This window comes from Micromonospora xinjiangensis, from assembly GCF_056150165.1.
In genome coordinates, this window is sequence record NZ_JAXCFO010000001.1 from 390353 (window position 1) to 407712 (window position 17360).

The 17360-nt window shown below is 68.2% G+C and carries 32 protein-coding genes and 4 other RNA genes; 27 read left to right on the plus strand and 9 right to left on the minus strand.

The window, feature by feature from the left end:
- Positions 1–27 precede the first annotated feature (27 nt).
- The 8 genes from SM573_RS01890 to SM573_RS01925 are packed head-to-tail and all read right to left on the minus strand — an operon-like array spanning position 28 to position 5743.
- Complete coding sequence (locus SM573_RS01890; RefSeq protein ID WP_474615304.1) at positions 28–561, minus strand: hypothetical protein; 534 nt, start codon at positions 559–561, stop codon at positions 28–30.
- Complete coding sequence (locus tag SM573_RS01895; protein WP_474615305.1) at positions 558–1604, minus strand: VG15 protein; 1047 nt, start codon at positions 1602–1604, stop codon at positions 558–560. Before SM573_RS01895 ends, SM573_RS01890 begins: the two co-directional genes overlap by 4 nt.
- Complete coding sequence (locus SM573_RS01900) at positions 1601–3025, minus strand: phage portal protein (RefSeq protein WP_474615306.1); 1425 nt, start codon at positions 3023–3025, stop codon at positions 1601–1603. The genes SM573_RS01895 and SM573_RS01900 overlap by 4 nt, the downstream gene beginning before the upstream one ends.
- 34 nt (positions 3026–3059) lie before the next feature.
- The gene (locus SM573_RS01905; protein WP_474615307.1) at positions 3060–4739 is read right to left on the minus strand and encodes a terminase; all 1680 of its coding nucleotides are present in this window, start codon (positions 4737–4739) and stop codon (positions 3060–3062) included.
- Positions 4740–4743: 4 nt separating this feature from the next.
- Positions 4744–4896, minus strand: coding sequence for a hypothetical protein (locus SM573_RS01910; protein WP_474615308.1), 153 nt, complete (start codon positions 4894–4896; stop codon positions 4744–4746).
- On the minus strand, positions 4896–5327 hold the full coding sequence (locus SM573_RS01915; protein WP_474615309.1) for a phage terminase small subunit: 432 nt from the start codon (positions 5325–5327) through the stop codon (positions 4896–4898). Before SM573_RS01915 ends, SM573_RS01910 begins: the two co-directional genes overlap by 1 nt.
- Before the next feature lie 15 nt (positions 5328–5342).
- Positions 5343–5495 (minus strand): hypothetical protein, encoded by a 153-nt coding sequence (locus SM573_RS01920; protein ID WP_474615310.1) that lies wholly within the window; start codon positions 5493–5495, stop codon positions 5343–5345.
- Complete coding sequence (locus SM573_RS01925) at positions 5492–5743, minus strand: hypothetical protein (RefSeq protein ID WP_474615311.1); 252 nt, start codon at positions 5741–5743, stop codon at positions 5492–5494. The genes SM573_RS01920 and SM573_RS01925 overlap by 4 nt, the downstream gene beginning before the upstream one ends.
- A 100-nt stretch (positions 5744–5843) precedes the next feature.
- Between SM573_RS01925 and SM573_RS01930 the strand changes: the two genes are divergently transcribed.
- On the plus strand, positions 5844–6116 hold the full coding sequence (locus SM573_RS01930; RefSeq protein ID WP_474615312.1) for a hypothetical protein: 273 nt from the start codon (positions 5844–5846) through the stop codon (positions 6114–6116).
- A gap of 123 nt (positions 6117–6239) precedes the next feature.
- Here SM573_RS01930 and SM573_RS01935 read toward each other — a convergent pair whose 3' ends face one another.
- Positions 6240–6554 (minus strand): HNH endonuclease, encoded by a 315-nt coding sequence (locus SM573_RS01935; protein ID WP_474615313.1) that lies wholly within the window; start codon positions 6552–6554, stop codon positions 6240–6242.
- Positions 6555–7168: 614 nt separating this feature from the next.
- Here SM573_RS01935 and SM573_RS01940 point away from each other — a divergent pair.
- From SM573_RS01940 to SM573_RS02065, 26 genes are all read left to right on the plus strand, one after another.
- A complete protein-coding gene (locus SM573_RS01940) occupies positions 7169–7354 on the plus strand; it encodes a hypothetical protein (protein ID WP_474615314.1) in 186 nt (61 codons plus the stop codon).
- Positions 7355–8526: 1172 nt separating this feature from the next.
- Complete coding sequence (locus tag SM573_RS01945; protein WP_474615315.1) at positions 8527–8910, plus strand: hypothetical protein; 384 nt, start codon at positions 8527–8529, stop codon at positions 8908–8910.
- Between the two features lie 92 nt (positions 8911–9002).
- The gene (locus tag SM573_RS01950; RefSeq protein ID WP_474615316.1) at positions 9003–9248 is read left to right on the plus strand and encodes a hypothetical protein; all 246 of its coding nucleotides are present in this window, start codon (positions 9003–9005) and stop codon (positions 9246–9248) included.
- 80 nt (positions 9249–9328) lie between these two features.
- Positions 9329–9679 carry a hypothetical protein gene (locus SM573_RS01955; protein WP_474615317.1) on the plus strand — a complete coding sequence of 117 codons (351 nt, stop codon included), beginning with the start codon at positions 9329–9331 and terminating at the stop codon, positions 9677–9679.
- 124 nt (positions 9680–9803) lie between these two features.
- The gene (locus SM573_RS01960) at positions 9804–10010 is read left to right on the plus strand and encodes a hypothetical protein (protein ID WP_474615318.1); all 207 of its coding nucleotides are present in this window, start codon (positions 9804–9806) and stop codon (positions 10008–10010) included.
- An RNA gene (locus SM573_RS01965) (hammerhead ribozyme type II) lies at positions 10011–10074 on the plus strand.
- An 18-nt stretch (positions 10075–10092) separates the two neighbouring features.
- Entirely contained in the window at positions 10093–10407 is a 315-nt protein-coding gene (locus SM573_RS01970) for a hypothetical protein (RefSeq protein ID WP_474615319.1), read from the plus strand.
- Positions 10408–10489: 82 nt separating this feature from the next.
- Positions 10490–10861, plus strand: coding sequence for a hypothetical protein (locus tag SM573_RS01975; RefSeq protein WP_474615320.1), 372 nt, complete (start codon positions 10490–10492; stop codon positions 10859–10861).
- Positions 10861–11091 (plus strand): hypothetical protein, encoded by a 231-nt coding sequence (locus SM573_RS01980; RefSeq protein WP_474615321.1) that lies wholly within the window; start codon positions 10861–10863, stop codon positions 11089–11091. The genes SM573_RS01975 and SM573_RS01980 overlap by 1 nt, the downstream gene beginning before the upstream one ends.
- Positions 11092–11173: 82 nt before the next feature.
- Positions 11174–11557, plus strand: coding sequence for a hypothetical protein (locus SM573_RS01985; protein WP_474615322.1), 384 nt, complete (start codon positions 11174–11176; stop codon positions 11555–11557).
- A gap of 81 nt (positions 11558–11638) precedes the next feature.
- Complete coding sequence (locus tag SM573_RS01990; RefSeq protein WP_474615323.1) at positions 11639–12106, plus strand: hypothetical protein; 468 nt, start codon at positions 11639–11641, stop codon at positions 12104–12106.
- Positions 12107–12231: 125 nt separating this feature from the next.
- On the plus strand, positions 12232–12513 hold the full coding sequence (locus SM573_RS01995) for a hypothetical protein (protein WP_474615324.1): 282 nt from the start codon (positions 12232–12234) through the stop codon (positions 12511–12513).
- Between the two features lie 2 nt (positions 12514–12515).
- Positions 12516–12579: hammerhead ribozyme type II (locus SM573_RS02000), an RNA gene on the plus strand.
- Between the two features lie 19 nt (positions 12580–12598).
- Complete coding sequence (locus tag SM573_RS02005) at positions 12599–13057, plus strand: hypothetical protein (protein ID WP_474615325.1); 459 nt, start codon at positions 12599–12601, stop codon at positions 13055–13057.
- An RNA gene (locus SM573_RS02010) (hammerhead ribozyme type II) lies at positions 13058–13137 on the plus strand. It begins immediately after the preceding gene.
- A gap of 15 nt (positions 13138–13152) precedes the next feature.
- Positions 13153–13407 carry a hypothetical protein gene (locus SM573_RS02015; RefSeq protein ID WP_474615326.1) on the plus strand — a complete coding sequence of 85 codons (255 nt, stop codon included), beginning with the start codon at positions 13153–13155 and terminating at the stop codon, positions 13405–13407.
- Entirely contained in the window at positions 13404–13757 is a 354-nt protein-coding gene (locus tag SM573_RS02020; RefSeq protein WP_474615327.1) for a hypothetical protein, read from the plus strand. Before SM573_RS02015 ends, SM573_RS02020 begins: the two co-directional genes overlap by 4 nt.
- A gap of 5 nt (positions 13758–13762) precedes the next feature.
- Complete coding sequence (locus SM573_RS02025; protein ID WP_474615328.1) at positions 13763–13960, plus strand: hypothetical protein; 198 nt, start codon at positions 13763–13765, stop codon at positions 13958–13960.
- A gap of 93 nt (positions 13961–14053) precedes the next feature.
- A complete protein-coding gene (locus tag SM573_RS02030; protein ID WP_474615329.1) occupies positions 14054–14308 on the plus strand; it encodes a hypothetical protein in 255 nt (84 codons plus the stop codon).
- An RNA gene (locus SM573_RS02035) (hammerhead ribozyme type II) lies at positions 14309–14372 on the plus strand.
- 23 nt (positions 14373–14395) lie between these two features.
- The gene (locus SM573_RS02040) at positions 14396–15010 is read left to right on the plus strand and encodes a hypothetical protein (RefSeq protein WP_474615330.1); all 615 of its coding nucleotides are present in this window, start codon (positions 14396–14398) and stop codon (positions 15008–15010) included.
- 43 nt (positions 15011–15053) lie between these two features.
- Positions 15054–15467, plus strand: a complete 414-nt coding sequence (locus SM573_RS02045) for a hypothetical protein (RefSeq protein WP_474615331.1) — start codon at positions 15054–15056, stop codon at positions 15465–15467.
- On the plus strand, positions 15467–16087 hold the full coding sequence (locus tag SM573_RS02050) for a deoxynucleotide monophosphate kinase family protein (protein ID WP_474615332.1): 621 nt from the start codon (positions 15467–15469) through the stop codon (positions 16085–16087). Before SM573_RS02045 ends, SM573_RS02050 begins: the two co-directional genes overlap by 1 nt.
- Positions 16084–16398, plus strand: a complete 315-nt coding sequence (locus tag SM573_RS02055; protein ID WP_474615333.1) for a hypothetical protein — start codon at positions 16084–16086, stop codon at positions 16396–16398. The genes SM573_RS02050 and SM573_RS02055 overlap by 4 nt, the downstream gene beginning before the upstream one ends.
- Before the next feature lie 75 nt (positions 16399–16473).
- A complete protein-coding gene (locus SM573_RS02060) occupies positions 16474–16866 on the plus strand; it encodes a hypothetical protein (protein ID WP_474615334.1) in 393 nt (130 codons plus the stop codon).
- A 62-nt stretch (positions 16867–16928) separates the two neighbouring features.
- Positions 16929–17348, plus strand: a complete 420-nt coding sequence (locus tag SM573_RS02065) for a hypothetical protein (RefSeq protein ID WP_474615335.1) — start codon at positions 16929–16931, stop codon at positions 17346–17348.
- Positions 17349–17360: the final 12 nt, after the last annotated feature.

The following is a 17360-nucleotide window of genomic DNA, read 5'->3' on the forward strand; positions in this document are numbered from 1 at the left end:
GACTCGGGCCTGCGGTCTGGGGGTTGGTCAGTAGCGGCGGGCGCGTGCCTCGCGGGCCGCCTTCACGGGGTCGAAGGCCCCCTCGTCGTCGGAGGGGTCCAGGCCGCCGCGCAGCTCTCCGTGCTCGCGCTCCTCGTGGACGACGAGCTTGGCGAGGGCCTTGGCGTCGGCCGCCAGCTCCTCGCGGGTGTCGCCCTGGAGCCGGGCCGCCAGCTCCTTCGGGAGGCCGTGCTCGTCGGCGATGTCGCGGATGAGGAGCTGGCGCTCCAGGTTGGCGTTGGCCTGCTTGAACTCGGCGACGGCGGCCTCCAGCTCCTCGGGCGTCTTGGCGTCGGCGAGCTTCGCCTCCGCCTCCCGCAGCCGGGTCCGGTAGTTGGCCGCCTCGGCGTTGGCCTTGGTCAGCTTCTTCTTGGCCCACTCGGGCAGCTCGTTGTCGCGCTCGTCGACCTCGGTCTCCGGGGTCTCCGGCTTCTCGGCCGGGCTCTCCGTCTGCTGGGTCTCGGAGCCGGTCTGCTCGGTGGTCTCGTCGGTGCTGGTCTCGCCGGGCTTCGGCACGGTCACGCCTCCTGGACGTCGTTATCCCGCGCCGCCTGGGCGCGGTCTTGCTCTTGCTTGCGGAAGAAGTCCCGCCACGCCTTGATGGCCGCCTTGCCGGACAAGCCCTTCGTGACCTCGGGCCAGAGCGCCTTGTACTCCCGGTTCAAGGCGGTGAGGTCGGAGGTGTCGAACTGGTCGTCGCTGTAGATCGGCTCGGCGTAGCAGTGGCAGTTGTTGTGGTAGCGGTCACCGTCGCTGTACTCGGCACCGCGCTTGCTCTTGTAGACCGCGCCCCGGCTGATCAACATCGCGCACCAGTAGCAGGGGGTGCCGGTGCGCGAGAGCCGGACGTAGCCGATGACCCGGCGGTCCCGCTGGGCGTAGTTCCAGACCGTGCCGCGTGCGCCGTCGAGGGTGACGCGCTCTGCGGCTGCGGCCTGCTGCCTGCCGGCGGCCTGGTGCGCCTCGTCGCGCTGCTCGTCGACCGTCGTGGCCGGCTTGCTGGTGTCGACGTCCTGGAGCTTCTTGCGGAGCAGCAGAGGGCCGGTCTGGACCAAGGAGGTTCGGGCTTCCTGCTCGGCGTCCCGCTCCAGGCGGTCTTCCTCGCGGTCGGAGCCGGGGATCTCCTCGACCTCGATCAGCTCTGCGTCCTGCTCATCGGACGGCTCCGCCGGCCTGTCGTCTCGGGCTGGCCTCGTGTCCTGCCCGCCCTCCAGGGGCGGCGTCAGGGGATCACCTGCCAGCGCGGCGAACTCGCGGCGGAGCATGTCGAGCGTGACGTAGGGCGGGTCCGGCCGGCGCGGGTCTGCGACGGTCTTGCCGGTACGCAGGGCCCGGACCAGCCGGTAGTAGGCCATGGCCAGATCGCGCGAGCGCGACCGGCGGGTCATGACCAGGTGCACCGCGTCAGCGAGCCACTTCGCGGCGGTCGCGGCGGTCGCGGTCGGAGGCACGCCCGCCCAGAGCTTCAGGGCGTCCTCGATGGTGGCGGCACCGATCTTGGTCAGTGCGGCGTGGTAGGCGACGGAAGCCTTGTCAGCCTCCGCCGCCCGCGCGGCGGTCGTCACGCCGGAACGCGCTCGCGGTCACCGGAGCGAGCCCCACCGCTGGCCCGGTGAAGGGCCTCGGCGAACTGGCGCTCCAGGTCGTCTTCCTTGACGATGCGCTCCCACTCGTCCAGCTCGTTCTTCGTCGCGCCAGGGACGCGGGCCCACAGGCCACGAGCCGGGATGTTGAGCTGTTCGCGCAGCTTGCCGAGCGCGTCCGCAGCCTGCGCCAGGGAGCGCTGCTCCATGTCGCGCCACAGCACCTCGCCGGAGTAGTCCTCGGCGGAGGAGGTGATGCCCTCCATCTCGGCGGCCAGGCGGAAGACCCGCTCCCAGCTCTCCCCGAAGCTCTTGCGGAACTCCTCGATCTTGCGAGCGAGGGCCGTCTCGGCGGCGAGAAGCGCCTCGGCCGAGAGGTTGGCGATCTGGCCGAGCAGGTGGTGGGGCGGGGTCTGGCTGAGCGCCGACAGGTGCCGGATGGACATGTCGATCGACTCGATGAAGCCGCCGAGCGGCGTCTCGTCGAGCGTGTCCCACTTGACGTCGCTGTCCTCGGCGAAGAGGAAGCGGGAGGCGTTGGCGTTGATGGGCAGCGGCTTCGGCTGCCCCCGCTCGTCGAGGACGAGGTTGCCCTCTTCGTCGCGCTCCAGGGGCGGAGCCATGCCCGTCACGGTGCGGACCTTCGTCGAGCTGTAGGTCTGCGCCACCAGCAAGTCGAAGACGCTCTGGTTGATGCGGTTCTGGAGTTCGATCATGGGCGCGATCACGCCGCAGGTCCGACCCTCCAGGTCCACCGCTGCGGCGAACCGGGTCACCGGACACTCGGTCGCGCCGTGGGCCCTGATCTTCTTGACGGTCACGCCCTCGTCGTCGCCGAGCGACTTGAAGGTCACCTCGTACTCGCGCCGGCCATCCCACATCCGGGCCTTGCCCTTGTCCTCCTCCCCTTGCGGGAAGCGAGTGACCGTGAGCGCCACCACCGGGACGAGGTCGTTGGCCGGGTCCTCGAACAGCGCCGAGGTGCGCAGGGCCGACAGGCCCTTGGTGCGGACCTTGTTGTTCCGCAGCTTCTCCGTGACGGTGAAGGCGTGGCCGTAGGTCAGCGCGCCCCGGTGCACGGCGATCTGCCGGGCGTCGAGACGCGACTCCTGCCAGTGCCGCCACTCGGGCAGCACGACGTTGCCGGAGGGCCGTTCGCTCTGGTTGCCGCGCCGGAAGCTGTCGACGTACATCGCCTGAGCCGGCGTACCGACGAGCAGTGGCATCCAGTTCGAGACGCACCGCTTGGCCAGGAGCTTGTACTCGTCCGAGCAGTTCTCCGGCATGTACGGGTCGTCGTGATGGCCCTGGAGGTAGTCGTCGATTCGCAGGAGCGTGTCGCGGTCCTTGTGCAGGACGGCAAGCAGTTGCTTCGCCAGGCCCGTTGGACTCGCAGCCGGCATGTTCATCACCGTCCTGTCAGCCTTGCAGTATCGGTCAGAGGAAGTAGCCCCGACCGGTCTTGACCTTCTGCTTCTTGCCGCGAGTGCGGAGGTCGTGCATCGCCTCGTGCGCGAGCATCAGGGCGGCGTAGAGATCGACCTTGCGCTTGCTCTCACGGGACTGCTTCCCGAAGCTCACGCCGTAGTTGTTCTCGCGGCGGAACACGTTGAGTACGTGGCGACGCAGCGCGCGGTCGCCGTCATGCTTGATCTTCCCGTCGAGGATCGCGGTCACCAGGCGCTCGTGCGCGCGGGTGACCCGCTGGAGCGACTGGCGCATGTCCCAGCCGATGGCGGAACGCTCGGACGCCTTGACGCCCAGGCCCTCCCCGTATGCCGACTCCCAGTCGAGGATGAAGCTCTCCCAGAGTGCGACGTCGGCGAACATCGCCTTGACCTTGAACGTGCGGAAGACCTCGTGCACGGCCGAGTCGACCTGCATCCGGTTGACTTCCCAGCCGTCGCCGGCTGGCCCGTCCGGCTTCTCCCAGAGCCCCAGGACGAAGGCGGCCTGGTCGCGCAGCCGCAGCCCGACGAGGGCTGTGCTGTCGTCCGTCTTGCCGCCGTCGAAGCCGACCACGATCTCATCGCCCGGACGGAGCATCAGCTCCTCGTCCTTCAGCGGGTCCCAGTCCCCCGGCCCGTAGAGGGCGTCCTCGTCGGCCACGACCTGGTTGAGCCACATGCGCCGTGAGCGGGCGATGCTCATCGTCGTGTCGTGGATGGACTGGATGATCGTCTTGACGTTCAGCCAGACCGCGTCGCCCCGGATCTTCGGGAGGACGATCTCCAGCGCCTCTTCGGTGAGCGGCGTCTTCGGGTGGGCCTCGATGCTGTCGTACAGGTAGCCGATGTCGACGGCCTGTAGCTCCTCGCCGGTCAAGCGCGCCCGCTGGCGGCGCTCCTCCAGCTTGTCGTACGCCTCGCGCATCCGCTCGCCGACGCTGTCCTCACCGGGCAGGTAGGCGTTCGTGATGGCCAGGTAACGGCTATCGAGCTTCGTCGCGTTACCGTCGATCGTCTGGTACATCTGGTGGCCGTGGTTGCCGGCGATCCAGTGGTGCGTCTCGTTTAGCAGGGTGAAGGTCGTGCGCTTACCTTCGAGCGCCCGGTAGCTGGAGGTAACGGCCTCCAGTCGGCACTTCCCGCCGTTGGCGCGGATGAGCGTCGCGCCGGCCTTGATGCGGTACGTCTTGATGAAGTGATCCGACATCAGCGACGGGATCAAGGCCATGGTGTTCGTCGTTTGCGACTGGTTGACGGCGGTGACCTGCACCCATGCCTGCGGGTGCGGTACGCCAACCGGGTTGCCAGCGTCGTCCCAGTGGGAGAACCGGCTCGGGCCGACCAGCTCAACGAGGCAGAGCACCGCGAGCAGGGGGTCCTTGCCCCAGCCCTTCATGCGCTGGAGGACGCCCTTGCGGTAGATGAACCGGCCGTTCTCGTCGACCGCGTACCACCAGAGGATGAAGCGAAGCTGCTCCCTGGTGAACTTCCAGGGGCCGCCATCGGCGGCGAGCAGGTACTCCGCGCACCAGCCGGCGATCTGCCAGCCGAGGGTCCGCTCCGGCAGGAGCCAGTTGCCGTCTGGGTTCCGCTTCCAGGTAGGTCCGATGTAGATCGGCTGGAGGAGTTCGATCTCCTCGCGGGTCAACGACTGCGGCTCGTCGGCCATGCGATCACCTCCCCTCGGGGGTGCCTCCGTTCGGGGGAGGTTGCAGGTCGGGGCTGACGGTGGTCAGCTTCAGGCGCTCCAGCCAGGCGACCAGCTCGTGCTCCTCGGCGGTCAGCCGGCAGCCCTTGCGTCGGCACCGCCGGCTGCGGCGTGCCATCAGGCAATCCCGAGGTCGCGCTTGTAGTCCTCGATGGCGATTACGGCCGCCGGCTTCTGCTCGGGCTCCGGCTCGCTCAGCTCGATGCGAGCGCGTCGCCGGTCCCCCTCGGTGACGAGGAGGTTCCCGAGCGCGGAGTAGATGACCTGCGCCATCTGCGAGCTGCGCTTGAACGACTTCTTGTAGTGGCTCAGGTCGTCGCACAGCGAGTAGAGGTAGGCCCAGTCGCTCTGCTGGTAGTAGGCGGTCTGGCCGCTGGCCTTGACGCCGTCCCAGAGCTTGCGGGCGATGGGGTGCCAGTCCTGGTCCGCGTGCGGAACCTTCGTCGGCAGGGCGATGCCCTTGGTGACCTCCTGGACGTCGCCGCCCTTCCGCTCTCGCGGTCGCGCGAGGTCTTCCTCGCGGTTCGGGACCGGGCCTCGTACGCCCATCGTGGTCACCTCCTCTTACAGGTACATGCCGTCGCGGTGCTCCCCTGGCACCGGCTCCTCGTCGACCGGCTCGTCATCCATCGCGTCGGCCAGCTCGTCGAGCGCCTTGGCGGCGTGCTCGACGGCCAGGCGGAACTGGCCCCACTCGAAGTGCAGGGCCAGCTTCACCAGGTCTCCCAGACGATGTGCGGGATGAACCAGATGACGAACGCGATCAGCGCCGCCATGAAGGCGAGCGGGCCGGCGGACTTCCATCCCTTGTCGACCCGCAGCCATGTGCGGGTGTTCTCGCTGAGGGTGTCCCCCGGCTTGCGCTTGATCAGCGCCAGGCCCTCCAGGACGGCGAAGCTGACCGCCACCAGGACCAGCCAGATCCTCCAGATGGCGGCCCAGAGCCGGCGATACCGGTTATCCACTCGTCGCTCCGTCCTCGGCTCTGGGCCGTTCGTCGGTCACTGGTTGTCGTACGGTGATGGCAAGATCGGCATCCTGTGTGTCCGATCGCATGGGGGAACCATGAGCGACCAGCAGTACCAGCCGTATCCGCCTCAGCAGCCGGGTCCGCAGGGCTACCCGCCCCAGCCGTATCCGCAGCAGCCCTACCCGCCGCAGGCGTACCCGCCGCCGCAGCAGATGCCCCCGCAACAGCAGTTCAAGGTCATCAAGACCGGCGGGGCTCGCCACGGGATGCACGCGATGATCACGCTGTTCACGTGCGGACTGTGGGCACCGGTCTGGTTCCTCGCGTGGCTGTTCGCCAAGAAGCACAAGGTGACCGTGCCGCGCTGACGCTGTGTGGCCCCTGCCCTGGAGAGGGGTGGCAGGGCAGGGGCCAACGAGAGGGAGCGGGCAGGTTGTGCGCGTCGCTCTAACCCCTCGGAGCGCTCTACGGGGATGGCCACCCGGAGCGCACTACATCAGGCCGGGGTGAACCTCGGTCCTGCGGAACTTCTTGCTGATCCGGCGACGCTTCGCCGCCAGGGCCGCCGCGCCCTCGCCACCCGACTTCTTGTCGTGGTGCCACTCGCACAGCGCCCGTAGGTTCTCTCGGCTGTGGTCGTCGCCGCGCCGCTTGTGGTCGACGTCGACCGCACGTTCGTTGCACCGCTCGTCGTAGGCGTTCGTCGCCTCGCAGCGGTAGCCGGCGTCCTTCAGGACGTCCTTGCGGATCTTGTCCCAGTTAGGGGGGAGCCGGTCGCGCCGGTCTGAGTTCTGCCAACCAGGCAACGCGGCTCCCCCCTTGCCGTGATGAGGGATGGCCCCGACGACGTGTGCTCGTGAGCTGCCGACCCAGGGCCCAGATCAAGGAAGGGTGCCTGCGAAGCTGCGTAGCGGCGAAGCATGTGGGCCCCGAAGGGGCCTCTGCTGGCTCGCCATGTTGACCCCGAAGGGGTCTCTACCAGCGTCGCGGCTTAGCTGTTTAACCCTTACATCTATGTATCCCGGTCGGCGGGCACGGAAGTTGCGTGAGGGTGAGCCATGTCACCCTTGCAGTATCCAGGCAGCGGCGGAGGGGAAGGAGGGTTCAGAGAATCCCCAGGCCAACCGGCATGAAGTGGGCTTCGCCCCGGTCGCTTCGCTGCATCGGCGGATCGGGGGGATGCCAGGTCAACCGACGCGAAGTGGGCTTCGCCCCGGTGGCGACCGGGGTGAAGTGGGCTTCCGAACGACACGAAGCCGGCTTCCGAGCGACACGAAGCGGGCTTCGCCCTAACCGTCCTTGAACCGTCAGAGAACCGATCTTGTCTCTCGCTTCGCTTCAACCCCAACCCCTCGCCGGCAGGCCGGCAGGGGCCCCCAGGAGGGGGCCAGCATCGGCGATCCGATGTTATGCTTGCAGCATGGGTGAGCAGATGAGCCGGCAGGAGACGAACCGCGAGTTCGAGAACATGATGATCCGCAACGAGCTGGTCACGCCGTCTCAGGTCGGCCAGGGCCTCGGCAAGTTCGCGGCCAACGCCCGCCGGCTCCGGCTGGGCGAGATCACCCCGCAGGAGTTTGACGAGATTATGCACCGGGAGGACTGAGCCTCCAGGGGCCCAGCATCCCGCCGACGAGCAGCGCCGTTCCCGTTTCGGGGCGGCGCTTCTTCGTGTCTTGATCGACTTGGAAACCGTGGCGCGATGGGAGCTGCTATCACGTGGCGGTCCCCCTGACGAGGCCGAGGGGTTGTACCCCACTCCCCCGCGCGACGTCAAGCGTGAGGCAGCGCACATAGACAGGGCGAGCGCTGTGCTGTACCACGCGGCGCACGGTTCCTCCCCAACGAAGAGACGCGCCGCTGCCAGGGCAGGGCCCATCAGGCAGAACGCACAGCGGCCATGCTGTAGAGCTGACACGCGGGCGAACGGGCGCGGCTGGGTATGGTCGGATGGGTCGGCCCATGACGGGGCCGGAGATTGGCGCTCAGGCCGTTGTGCCTGGTCACAGCGTTGGTCCACCAGGCAGGCATAGAGAAACGTCACCGCATGGCGTCACGCTCACCCCACCTGAGCAGGGAAGACGGGCGAAGATGTGAGCGCGGTCACTCCAGCTTGCGATACTGCAAGGCTGGCACTAGCGTTCTTCCCATCGCACCGGCCACCACGGCGGAGCGGGCCGGACTCGCCGGGAGTTGAGCGGGAACGGGCGGCAGGGATGCCGGGTAGCGTCGCTACCCCACCTGCCAGGGCCCGGTACCCACATGCTCCGACCAGCGGAACGGATGTCAGACTTGCAGTATCGGGCCGGATCACCTAGGCTCGGTTCCGCAAGGCAGGGACGGCGGGCAGCGCTCGCCGGGGGTACCGGGTTAGAACGGTTCGGCCGCAGCCCAGCAGGCACCCTCCGAAGCCAAGCGGGCGGCTTGACAAGCCGGATCGAAACTGCAAGGCTTACACGCAACACAGCAAGCCTGGGGCGAGCTGAGGGGCCAACCTTGGTGGGGGCTCGGAAGCGCCGGTAGGTCGTAAGTTGAGAACTACATAGCGTGACATAGAGAACGACGGGAGGACTCTGTCCCGGCGGCCGGCGATGCGCTCGATCCGGCCACGCTGACAGACTCGCTGCCCGTCCCCTCTGAAGCGTCCCCGTGATGGCATCAACCTGCCGGAGGGATGGGCTTACCAGACGTCGAGAGTCTGGCATGAGGGCGCGGTAAGCGCGGGAAGCGCCCGCGTGATACTGCATCGTTGACACACTGACACACGAGGAGTCTGACATGGCTACCACCCGTGACGCTGCCGCCATCGCCTTCGACCTGCTGAACCAGGGTGAGGGTGGGACGGTGCCCGCCATGGCTGGGCAGCTCGTCCCGACCAGCGGGTACGCCGTTGGGCAGCACGGGATCAAGGTCACCGAGACCGGGGAAGACCTGCTGAAGGCCACTGAGGCGTGGGTTGCCAAGGTGCTGCCGGAGGTTGCGTTCCACCCCGGCCTATACCTGGGCATCTGGGTGCACGAGGGTGTGACCTACCTGGACGTGGTCCGGGTGCACTCGGAGGTCATGCCTGCCTTCGCCGACGCCACTGCGCGGGGCGAGCTGGCGATCTACGACCTCGGGGGCGAGCGAACCATCTTCGCGGCCGACTACATCGTTGGCTGATACTGCAAGGCTGACAGGCCGAAACGCCGGGAGGCGTCGCAGGACTTGGCATGTCCTGCCTGATGATGGCTGCCAAACTGGAAGGTTGACACGTGGGCAACATGATCCTGATCGACCCGGACGACATGGCCTCGCCCGCCACGCTGGCGCGTGAGGTGGGCGTCAGCCGGGCGGCGTTCGCCAACTGGGCGAAGCGTCACCAGGACTTCCCTGCGCCCGTGTTCGGCACGACGTACAGCCGCGCCGCCGTCCTGGAGTGGGTCGGCAAGCGCCAGGCGGCAGAGCAGGCGAAGCGTGATGCTCGCCCGTGCGTCTGCAAGTGCGTCAACCACGGGTGATCACGCCGAAACGCCGGGAGGCGTCGGGTGGGCTGGCATCCCGCCCCTGATGATGGCTGCCATAGTGGAAGGTTGACACCATGCGAGTCTTCGGACTGTGGTACGGCGGCAACGGCTACTCCCTTGGCGAGATGCCTACGGACGGGGAGTCCTGGCCGACGCTGGCCGACGCCAAGGCCGACCTCATCGATCGCCTGAACTGCGGGCACTGGAGCAGTGCGTCCCGCGCCCAGGTGGTGAACGTCGACGAGGACGGCGTTGCCACGCTCGGCGAGTCGAGCGGGAGCCTGCGCCCCTGCGTCGATGCCGAGACCCGAATCGACCTGTACGCCGCCGACCGCGTCGGGCGCGGGAAGTACCGGGTGAGCGACTACCCGTACGCCCGGCTGACCGTGGGTCCGCGTGGCGGAGTGCGAGTCGAGAGCTACTGACACACCGCCCGGCGGGATCACGCGAGAGCGAAGGTCACCGGGCACAAGCCGAAACGCCGGGAGGCGTCCGGGGGGCTGGCATCCCCTCGCTGATGATGGCTGCCGATACAGGAAGGTTGACACCATGTCAAGCGCTGCCGAGCTGGCCGTCGACCACGCGCACGTCCTGCTGGATGCGCTGACCGAGTGGCGGAAGCTGATCGAGCAGGGCACCGAGAAGCCTTGGCTCACCTACGAGGGTGAGGACGACGATCCGAAGATCCATGAGGGTCAGTACCGCCAGCTTCTCGATGAGGCCGAGGCCAAGCTGTTCGGGATCGCCGCCGGGTGACGCCGAAACCCCCGCGAGGGGGTCGGGTGGGCTGGCATCCCACCCCTGATGACGGCTGCCATAGTGGAAGGTTGACACAGATATGCGCAAGGGCCTGTACTTCACTGCCGGTGACGTGACGATCCTGGCGGACGGTACTCGCGTCTACAGCATGTACGCCAACGGGTACGCCCCGCTGTCGACTGGTCCGGGCAAGCCGCTCGGCACGCTGGTCGGCCGCGTGTGGAAGTCCGGCGACGCCTGGGCCGCCTCCGCAGTCCGGCGCGACGGCAAGGCGGACTCGTGGGAGGACGAAGTCCTCCGGTCGCACCGGGGCTTCCGTACCCGGCGTGAGGCGTCCATGTTCCTGCACGGATGGCGGTACGGCCACGGGGCCGCACAGCCCAAGCCCTGGTAACGCCGAAACCCCCGCGAGGGGGTCGGGAGGCTTGGCATGCCTCCCCTGACGATGGCTGCCATAGTGGAAGGTTGACATACCGATGATTGACATCGAGAAGGCGCGCGAGCTGCTGCGCAAGGCCGTCGAGACTCAGGGGCGGGACTTCGTCTACAACCCCGGTGGCGGCGGCGCGTGCAAGTACGGGCCGGTGCCGGACTACGACGGGCCGCAGGGCACGACCGGCTGCCTGGTCGGCGTGGCGCTGACGCTGAACGGCGAGACGCGGCACCTCGAAGACCGGTACGACCTGACGGTGATGGCTCTGGCCGGAACGCTGCCGGACCTGATGAGCGAAGACGCGGCGCGGTACTTCCGAGTCGCGCAGGACCAGCAGGACAGCGGGAAGTCCTGGGGCGAGGCGTACGACCGGGCGGAGGAGTTCCACCAGCGCCGCCTGGCGGGCATCCTCTGATGGCCCGGCTGCGAGAGGTCGTCGTCCTGGTGGCCCTGCTGGCAGGGGCCGGACTGGTCGGGTACCACGCCGGCCACGGCGTACCGCCGTGCGCCACCGAGGACAGCCCTGGGCCGTGCATCTGGGACGCGAAGACGCGCGGCAGTGGTGAGGGCAAGGGCAAGGGCCGGTCGTTCTACGTGGACGCCGAGGGGCGCGTCTACTACCTCGCCGAGGGGACTCCTGATTGACGCCGAAACCCCCGCGAGGGGGTAGGGGGGCTTGGCATGCCTCCCCTGATGATGGCTGCCGATACTGGAAGGTTGACAGGCTGTGATTGGCATCGAGAAGGCGCGAGAGCTGTTGAAGCAGGCCATGGACACGCAGGGGCCCGGCTTCGTCTACAGCCAGGGTGGTGACGGGGCGTGCCGCTACCGGCCGCTGACCGACCGGGACGAGAGTGGCCTCGCCGAGGATGACCCGCGCCGCAAGACCGGCTGCCTCGTGGGCGAGGCGCTGAAGCTGGCCGGCGAGGCGCGACACCTGGACTTCGGGGGCGGCGTGATCACGCTGGCCGAGGTCCACGACGACATGCTGACCGAAGAGGCGGTGACCTACCTCCAGCGGGCGCAGTCGTTCCAGGACAACGGCAGGACTTGGGGCGAGGCGTACGCCTTCGCCGAGTCGTACGCCGACGACCTGTTCCGCACGCAGTAGTGCCGAAACCCCCGCAAGGGGGTCGGGGGGCTTGGCATGCCCCTCCTGAAGATGGCTGCCGATACTGGAAGGTTGACACACATGACTGTTCTGGCCGAGATCGCCGACCTGCTGGACACCGTCACGCCGATGTTCGGGGTGATGGAGCAGGCCGAGGACGAGATCAAGTCGGCGCAGCGGAGGCACCCGGACGCCGCCGACCGCATCTGGCACAGCTTCCGGCTGCTCCGGCCGGAGATCGACATGGTCGAGCTTCTGTACCGGGCGCACTGCCGGGAGCTGCTGGACCGGGTCGCGCGAGGCGAGGACACCCGACCGGGTACCGCCGCCGAGGGCTGCGCCGTGATGCGCGAGACCAGCCTGGCGGCACCGCTGACTGCTACGGGCTTCGGCCTGTACGCCCGACTCTGGAAGCTCGCCGGCTTGCCGAACACCGGCCTGTCGAGCGACCTGCCGCACTACGAGGCGATCAGGGGGGCGGAGATCGACCGCGAGGAGGCCGCCCTCCGCCACAAGCTGCGCCAGGACTGGCGGACCGCGTCCGCCTGACACACGGACCGCCGGGGCCCTGTCGAGGGGGCAGGGCCCCGGCCTGCCGAAACGCCGGGAGGCGTCGGGGGGCTTGGCATGCCCCTCCTGATGATGGCTGCCGAAACTGGAAGGTTGACACAACGATGACCGCAGCAGGCAAGATCACCGCCGCCAAGCTCGCCGAGCAGGACGCCGGGGTCAACATCCTGATCACCCGCAATCCGGCCGGCGGCGAAGACCAGGGCGAGGGCGAGAAGTGGTACCCCGCCCGGCGCAAGACCAAGGTCCGGTCGGCCCGAGTCGAGACCGTCACCGCCTTCATGGTGGAGGGCCGGCGGGCCCGGCGGATCTACCGGATCACCACCGACAGCGGGGTGGTCGAGGCCGCGCCGAGCCAGACCTTCTGGACCAACGGGCGCGACTGACAAGCCGAAACCCCCGCAAGGGGGTCGGGGGGCTTGGCATGCCCCTCCTGATGATGGCTGCCAACACACCTGGGGTGATGATCGAGTGAGCACCACGACCGTCGAGACCGTCGAGACCACGACCGAGCCGACCGGCAAGGTCGCGGAGGCGGTCACGCTGGAGAAGGCCCGCGAGCTGCTGAAGCAGGCCGTGGAGAAGCAGGGCCGGGACTTCGTCTACAACCTGAACCCGATGGCGATGTGCTACTACGAGCCCATCGACGAGAGCTGGTACGGGGCGAAGGTCGACGCGACCGACCCGCGCGTCAAGACCGGCTGCGTCGTCGGCGAGGCCCTGGCCCTGGCCGGCGAGACCCGGCACCGGGCGTTCCGGGGCAGCGTCGCCTACCTGGCCGAAACGTACAACGGGATGCTGACGCCCGAAGCCGTCGCGTACTTCCAGGAGGCCCAGCGCCTCCAGGACGGCGGAGCGACCTGGGGCGAGGCGTTCGACGCGGCCGAGCGGGTCGCCGAGAACCTGTCCCGCCAGATCGACGAGGACTGAAGCCGAAACACCGGGCCCGCGAGGGGGTGGGCCGGTGTCGGGCAGGGGTGGCATCCTGCTCCTGATGATGGCTGCCATGAGGGATGGGACAGAACATGAGTGACCAGACGGGGTTGAACCTTCTGGACATCGACGTGCCGGGCGCGCTGGAGCTGGCGACGCAGGACGACGGCATGGTCTTCCTGGCGCGCAGCAAGCACGCGCGGGGCGACTTCTTCCTCAACGTGAAGGACCGCTACCGCCAGGAGAAGGAGGGGCAGGAGGAGGCCGAGGTGGTGCTCAGCCGGTCCGACCTACTGGTGATCATCGCGCACGCGGCGAAGCTGCTGGCCGAGGATGAGGTCGCATGACCGAGCAGAGCCCTGTCGAGCAGTACGTCCAGCGGATGGTCGGGGCGCTCCGCGAGCACGAGCACGAGACGCAGGCGATGCGCAACCAGCGCGCCACCCGCGAGGGCTGGCGACACAAGGTCGACATCAAGGACGTCTGGAAGAACCCGAACATGGGATTCGAGCAGCGCCGCGACGAGATCGTGCGCCGGCTGCGGGCCAGCCAGTGGTACCGCAAGGCCGGCGAGGACAGCGAGCTTCACCAGGTGGTCGAGGAGCTGGAGGACTCGACCGGCCCGGACGACTTCGATCCCCCGTGGTCGGCGCTCTACGACCTGGCGGACATGGACCGGGTCTGGATCGAGAGGTAACGATAGTGCCCAGGGGATACACCAAGGACGAGGCCGCCCAGCTCAACAAGGGCGACTTCGTCGAGTATTACGACGGTCGGCAGTGGGTGTCGGCCGAGGTGCTGGAGCCGTTGCGGGACGCCCGGAGCCACAAGGGCTTGACCGTGCGAATTACGAACGGCACCTATGAGACCGAGGCTGCGCCGAACGAGCTGCGGCCGTAGTCGAGAGGGCGGGGCCCGGTGATTCGGTCGGGCCCCTCTCTTGACGCCGATACTGCAAGGCTGACATACTGATCAAGAGCAGGGAGCAAGGCGATGGCGATCTGGCTGGACGAAGTTGACCTGACGGGCGCACCCGATGCCGAGGGCGATGCCTTCGAGGAGCGGCGGGACGCGGTCGTGAAGGCGGTCCAGGACAGCGAGTGGTTCAAGTGCTACGGCAAGGACAGCCGGCTGCACTGGTACGTCCGCGAGCTGATCGCGGCCCAGACCCGAGAGGACTACGTCCTCTACATGCACGGCGTCTACAACGTCGCCGACGAGGACCGGGTCTGGCTGAAGACCTTCTGATGCCGAAACGCCCTCCGGGGCGTCCGAGGGGCTGGCATCCCCTCGCTGACGATGGCTGCCACGATTCGATACTGGAAGGCTAACACGATGGCCAAGAAGCCGAGCCCGGTCCAGCTCCGCGAGATGAACGAGGCGGCGCAGGACGGCGGCAAGATCAGCCTGACCATCAACCCGCGCACCGCCGGGGTCATGGAGCGCGAGGGCTGGATCGAGGAGCGCCCGACGACGGGCTACTACAAGTACGCCTACTTCCTGACCGCCGCCGGCCGCGAGGTGGCCGGTCTTCCGCCGGCTGACGACGCGCCCGAGGTGGTCGACGGCCAGATGATCGTCTACCGCGTCGAGGACGACCGGAAGCGCGGCCCCTACATCAGCTACTTCGGCGACGACGAGACGAAGAAGCAGCTCAGCCAGGACGTCCGCGACGCGCACAACTTCTCCCTCATCCACCCCGGCCCGCACCGGGACGGCATCACCCAGGAGCGCGGCTTCTTCGGCAACCACCACTTCGGATTCGCCACGAAGGCGTCGCTGGTCAAGTGGTTCCACGGATGGGCGGCGCGGCTCGACGAGGCCGGCTTCCGCGTCAGTCAGTACCTCGTCCCCGTCGAGGACGTCATCCAGGGCGGCCGGCAGGCGGTCTTCCGCATGAGCACGGCTCAGCTCGTGTCCCACGCCCCCGCCTCCACGCACTTCGCCTGATCACCCCTTAGAGCAAGGAGCAAGACCCGCTATGCAGTGCACCGTGACCAGCAGCCAGGACGAGCAGTGCACCAACGACTCCTCGGGCACCCTGGGGATCTGCTCGACGCACCTCTACCGGTTCAAGCGGTACAACGACGTCCTGGCCGACGTCCCGATCCGCAAGTACAACCTGACCAAGCCGCGCAGCGGGGCCCACTACGAGGGCGAGACCGAGATCGACCGGATCTGGAACCGCGTCCGCAAGGAGGCCGAGCACTGGATCTGGACCGGGTCCTTCGCTCGTGGCGTCCCGCAGGCGCAGTACGAGGGCTTCAACCAGCCGGTCCGCCGGGTCTTCTGGGAGCTGGCCTACGGTCCGCTGGCCGAGGGTGACCGCGTCACCGTCAACTGCGGCGAGGCCAACTGCGTCCGCCTCTCGCACATCGTGGTCAAGCAGCCGGCGGTGACCGCCTGATGGCCCGTCCACTGGTCGGCTTGATCGGCCGCAAGCGAGCCGGCAAGGACAGCGTCGCCACGGGCCTTGTCGAGCGGCACGGATACGTCCGGTACGCCTTCGCCGACAACGTCCGCCAGGTGGCCCTGGCCATCGACCCGATCGTGGATGTCGAGGCGAGCACCGGCTACGACTACGGCTATGGCGGCGAGCTGTACCCCGTGCCCGAGGCTTCGGGCGTGCATCTGTCCGACGTGATCCGCAAGATGGGCTGGGAAGCGGCCAAGGACCGCTACCCCGAGGTGCGCCGGCTGCTCCAGCACATCGGCACCGAGGCGATCCGCGCCATCGACCCCGACTTCTGGGTGCGCGCGGTGATGCACCTGGTGGAGGCCGACGTCCGGCCCGTGGTCATCACCGACGTCCGCTTCCACAACGAGGCCGAGGCGATCAGGCGGACCGGCGGCCTGCTGGTCCGCGTCACCCGCCCCGGCCACGACGACCTGGACCTGCACGACAGCGAGACCGAGCTGCTGGACCGGGCCACCGACTACGAGATCCACAACGATGCGGGTCTCGACTTCCTCGCCAAGCAGACCGACTGGTTGGCCGAACAGATCAGCAGGAGGTTCCCTCAGTGAAGCGCGCTCTGGCGGTTCTGACCGCCGCCACCCTGGCCACTGCCGCTCTCGTCGCTTGCGACGACGACGACGCCTGCGCCGCCGGCCCCATCGCGCCGGCTCCGCGCCCGGTCACGGTGGCTCCGGCCCGGCCCGCCCCCGTGGCTCCCCGGCCCGCGCCGGCTCCCCGGCCTGCTGCCCCGCCGAAGGTGAACCCGCCCGCGAACGCGAAGCCGGCCAACCCGCCGCGCGGGTACCGGACCAGCGGGTACGACAGCCACGGCTACCCGATCTACGTGCCGATCATCGTCGATGGTGACGACGACTGCTGATGTAAGCGTTGCAGTTTCAAGGCTGATACTGTAACCTTGACACGAGGCCGGGAGACCGGCGAGAGGGGGTGCACCATGAGTCAGGTCAAGATCGCCCAGCTCAGCACGTGGGCGGACCTGCGCAAGCTGCCGGTCGGCGCGATCGTCTACGACGTCGAGGGCGACGAGTTCACCAAGGCCGAGGACGGCCGCTTCAAGGGTATCGGCGGCCTGGACTTCGACGCCGTGGCGCTCACGGCCTACGCGCCGCTGGAGCTGAAGAACCCCGCCATCCTCAACCCCGGCCGCTTCATCGCCAACCAGGAGGTGAAGGTCGTCACCGACATCTTCTACCCCGTGGTCCGGCGAGGCGAGGTCGGCCGCGTCGTCGACCTGACCGCCGGCTTCGGCGGTTGGCTGATCCGGGTCCGGCTGGCCGGCGGCGACCTGATGTTCCCGTTCCACAACAGCGAGATCACGCCGATCTGATACTGCAAGGCTGGCAGGGCTTGGCGTGGGGCCGGGCCCTGCCAGTGAGGAGGAGGTAGCGAGTGCGGATAACCCCGCGCAAGGACGAGGTCCAACGCCTCGTCGACATCCTGACCAGCGACGGCTACGACACCCCCGAGGACATGGCCAAGGCCCTGCTGAAGGAATCGGCCGACATCCTCTGGATGCGCGACTGGTACGCGCTGGGCAGCAAGTTGCGTGAGGACTCCCCGCACTGGCTCCCCTACGGTCCCTTCGCCTCCGAGAGCGAGGCGTTGATGACCTTCAAGAAGTACGGGGTGGGCGGTGTGGCCCGAACCGTGAAGCTCTACAGCCCCGGCCGGCTCATCGCCTTCAGCGAGGGCAAGGACTGGCCGGGCTACTGCAAGACCTGCAAGCACGACGCCGTGTGGCACATGCAGGACGGCAGCTCCAGAGGTGGGTGCGTGAGCTGCGAGGACTGCTCCAAGTTCAAGAAGTGAGTGGGGGAGGAA

Bases quoted from the DNA above. Each gene is read 5' to 3' on its own strand.
- SM573_RS02040 (WP_474615330.1), top strand. From the start codon at position 14,396: ATGGCCAAGAAGCCGAGCCCGGTCCAGCTCCGCGAGATGAACGAGGCG.
- SM573_RS02060 (WP_474615334.1), top strand. From the start codon at position 16,474: ATGAGTCAGGTCAAGATCGCCCAGCTCAGCACGTGGGCGGACCTGCGC.
- SM573_RS01960 (WP_474615318.1), top strand. From the start codon at position 9,804: ATGTCAAGCGCTGCCGAGCTGGCCGTCGACCACGCGCACGTCCTGCTG.
- SM573_RS01955 (WP_474615317.1), top strand. From the start codon at position 9,329: ATGCGAGTCTTCGGACTGTGGTACGGCGGCAACGGCTACTCCCTTGGC.
- SM573_RS02030 (WP_474615329.1), top strand. From the start codon at position 14,054: ATGGCGATCTGGCTGGACGAAGTTGACCTGACGGGCGCACCCGATGCC.
- SM573_RS01970 (WP_474615319.1), top strand. From the start codon at position 10,093: ATGCGCAAGGGCCTGTACTTCACTGCCGGTGACGTGACGATCCTGGCG.
- SM573_RS01915 (WP_474615309.1), bottom strand. From the start codon at position 5,327: ATGGGCGTACGAGGCCCGGTCCCGAACCGCGAGGAAGACCTCGCGCGA.
- SM573_RS02050 (WP_474615332.1), top strand. From the start codon at position 15,467: ATGGCCCGTCCACTGGTCGGCTTGATCGGCCGCAAGCGAGCCGGCAAG.
- SM573_RS01995 (WP_474615324.1), top strand. From the start codon at position 12,232: ATGACCGCAGCAGGCAAGATCACCGCCGCCAAGCTCGCCGAGCAGGAC.
- SM573_RS01900 (WP_474615306.1), bottom strand. From the start codon at position 3,025: ATGCCGGCTGCGAGTCCAACGGGCCTGGCGAAGCAACTGCTTGCCGTC.
- SM573_RS02015 (WP_474615326.1), top strand. From the start codon at position 13,153: ATGAGTGACCAGACGGGGTTGAACCTTCTGGACATCGACGTGCCGGGC.
- SM573_RS01910 (WP_474615308.1), bottom strand. From the start codon at position 4,896: ATGGCACGCCGCAGCCGGCGGTGCCGACGCAAGGGCTGCCGGCTGACC.
- SM573_RS01990 (WP_474615323.1), top strand. From the start codon at position 11,639: ATGACTGTTCTGGCCGAGATCGCCGACCTGCTGGACACCGTCACGCCG.
- SM573_RS02020 (WP_474615327.1), top strand. From the start codon at position 13,404: ATGACCGAGCAGAGCCCTGTCGAGCAGTACGTCCAGCGGATGGTCGGG.
- SM573_RS01945 (WP_474615315.1), top strand. From the start codon at position 8,527: ATGGCTACCACCCGTGACGCTGCCGCCATCGCCTTCGACCTGCTGAAC.
- SM573_RS01930 (WP_474615312.1), top strand. From the start codon at position 5,844: ATGAGCGACCAGCAGTACCAGCCGTATCCGCCTCAGCAGCCGGGTCCG.
- SM573_RS01975 (WP_474615320.1), top strand. From the start codon at position 10,490: ATGATTGACATCGAGAAGGCGCGCGAGCTGCTGCGCAAGGCCGTCGAG.
- SM573_RS01905 (WP_474615307.1), bottom strand. From the start codon at position 4,739: ATGGCCGACGAGCCGCAGTCGTTGACCCGCGAGGAGATCGAACTCCTC.
- SM573_RS01980 (WP_474615321.1), top strand. From the start codon at position 10,861: ATGGCCCGGCTGCGAGAGGTCGTCGTCCTGGTGGCCCTGCTGGCAGGG.
- SM573_RS01940 (WP_474615314.1), top strand. From the start codon at position 7,169: ATGGGTGAGCAGATGAGCCGGCAGGAGACGAACCGCGAGTTCGAGAAC.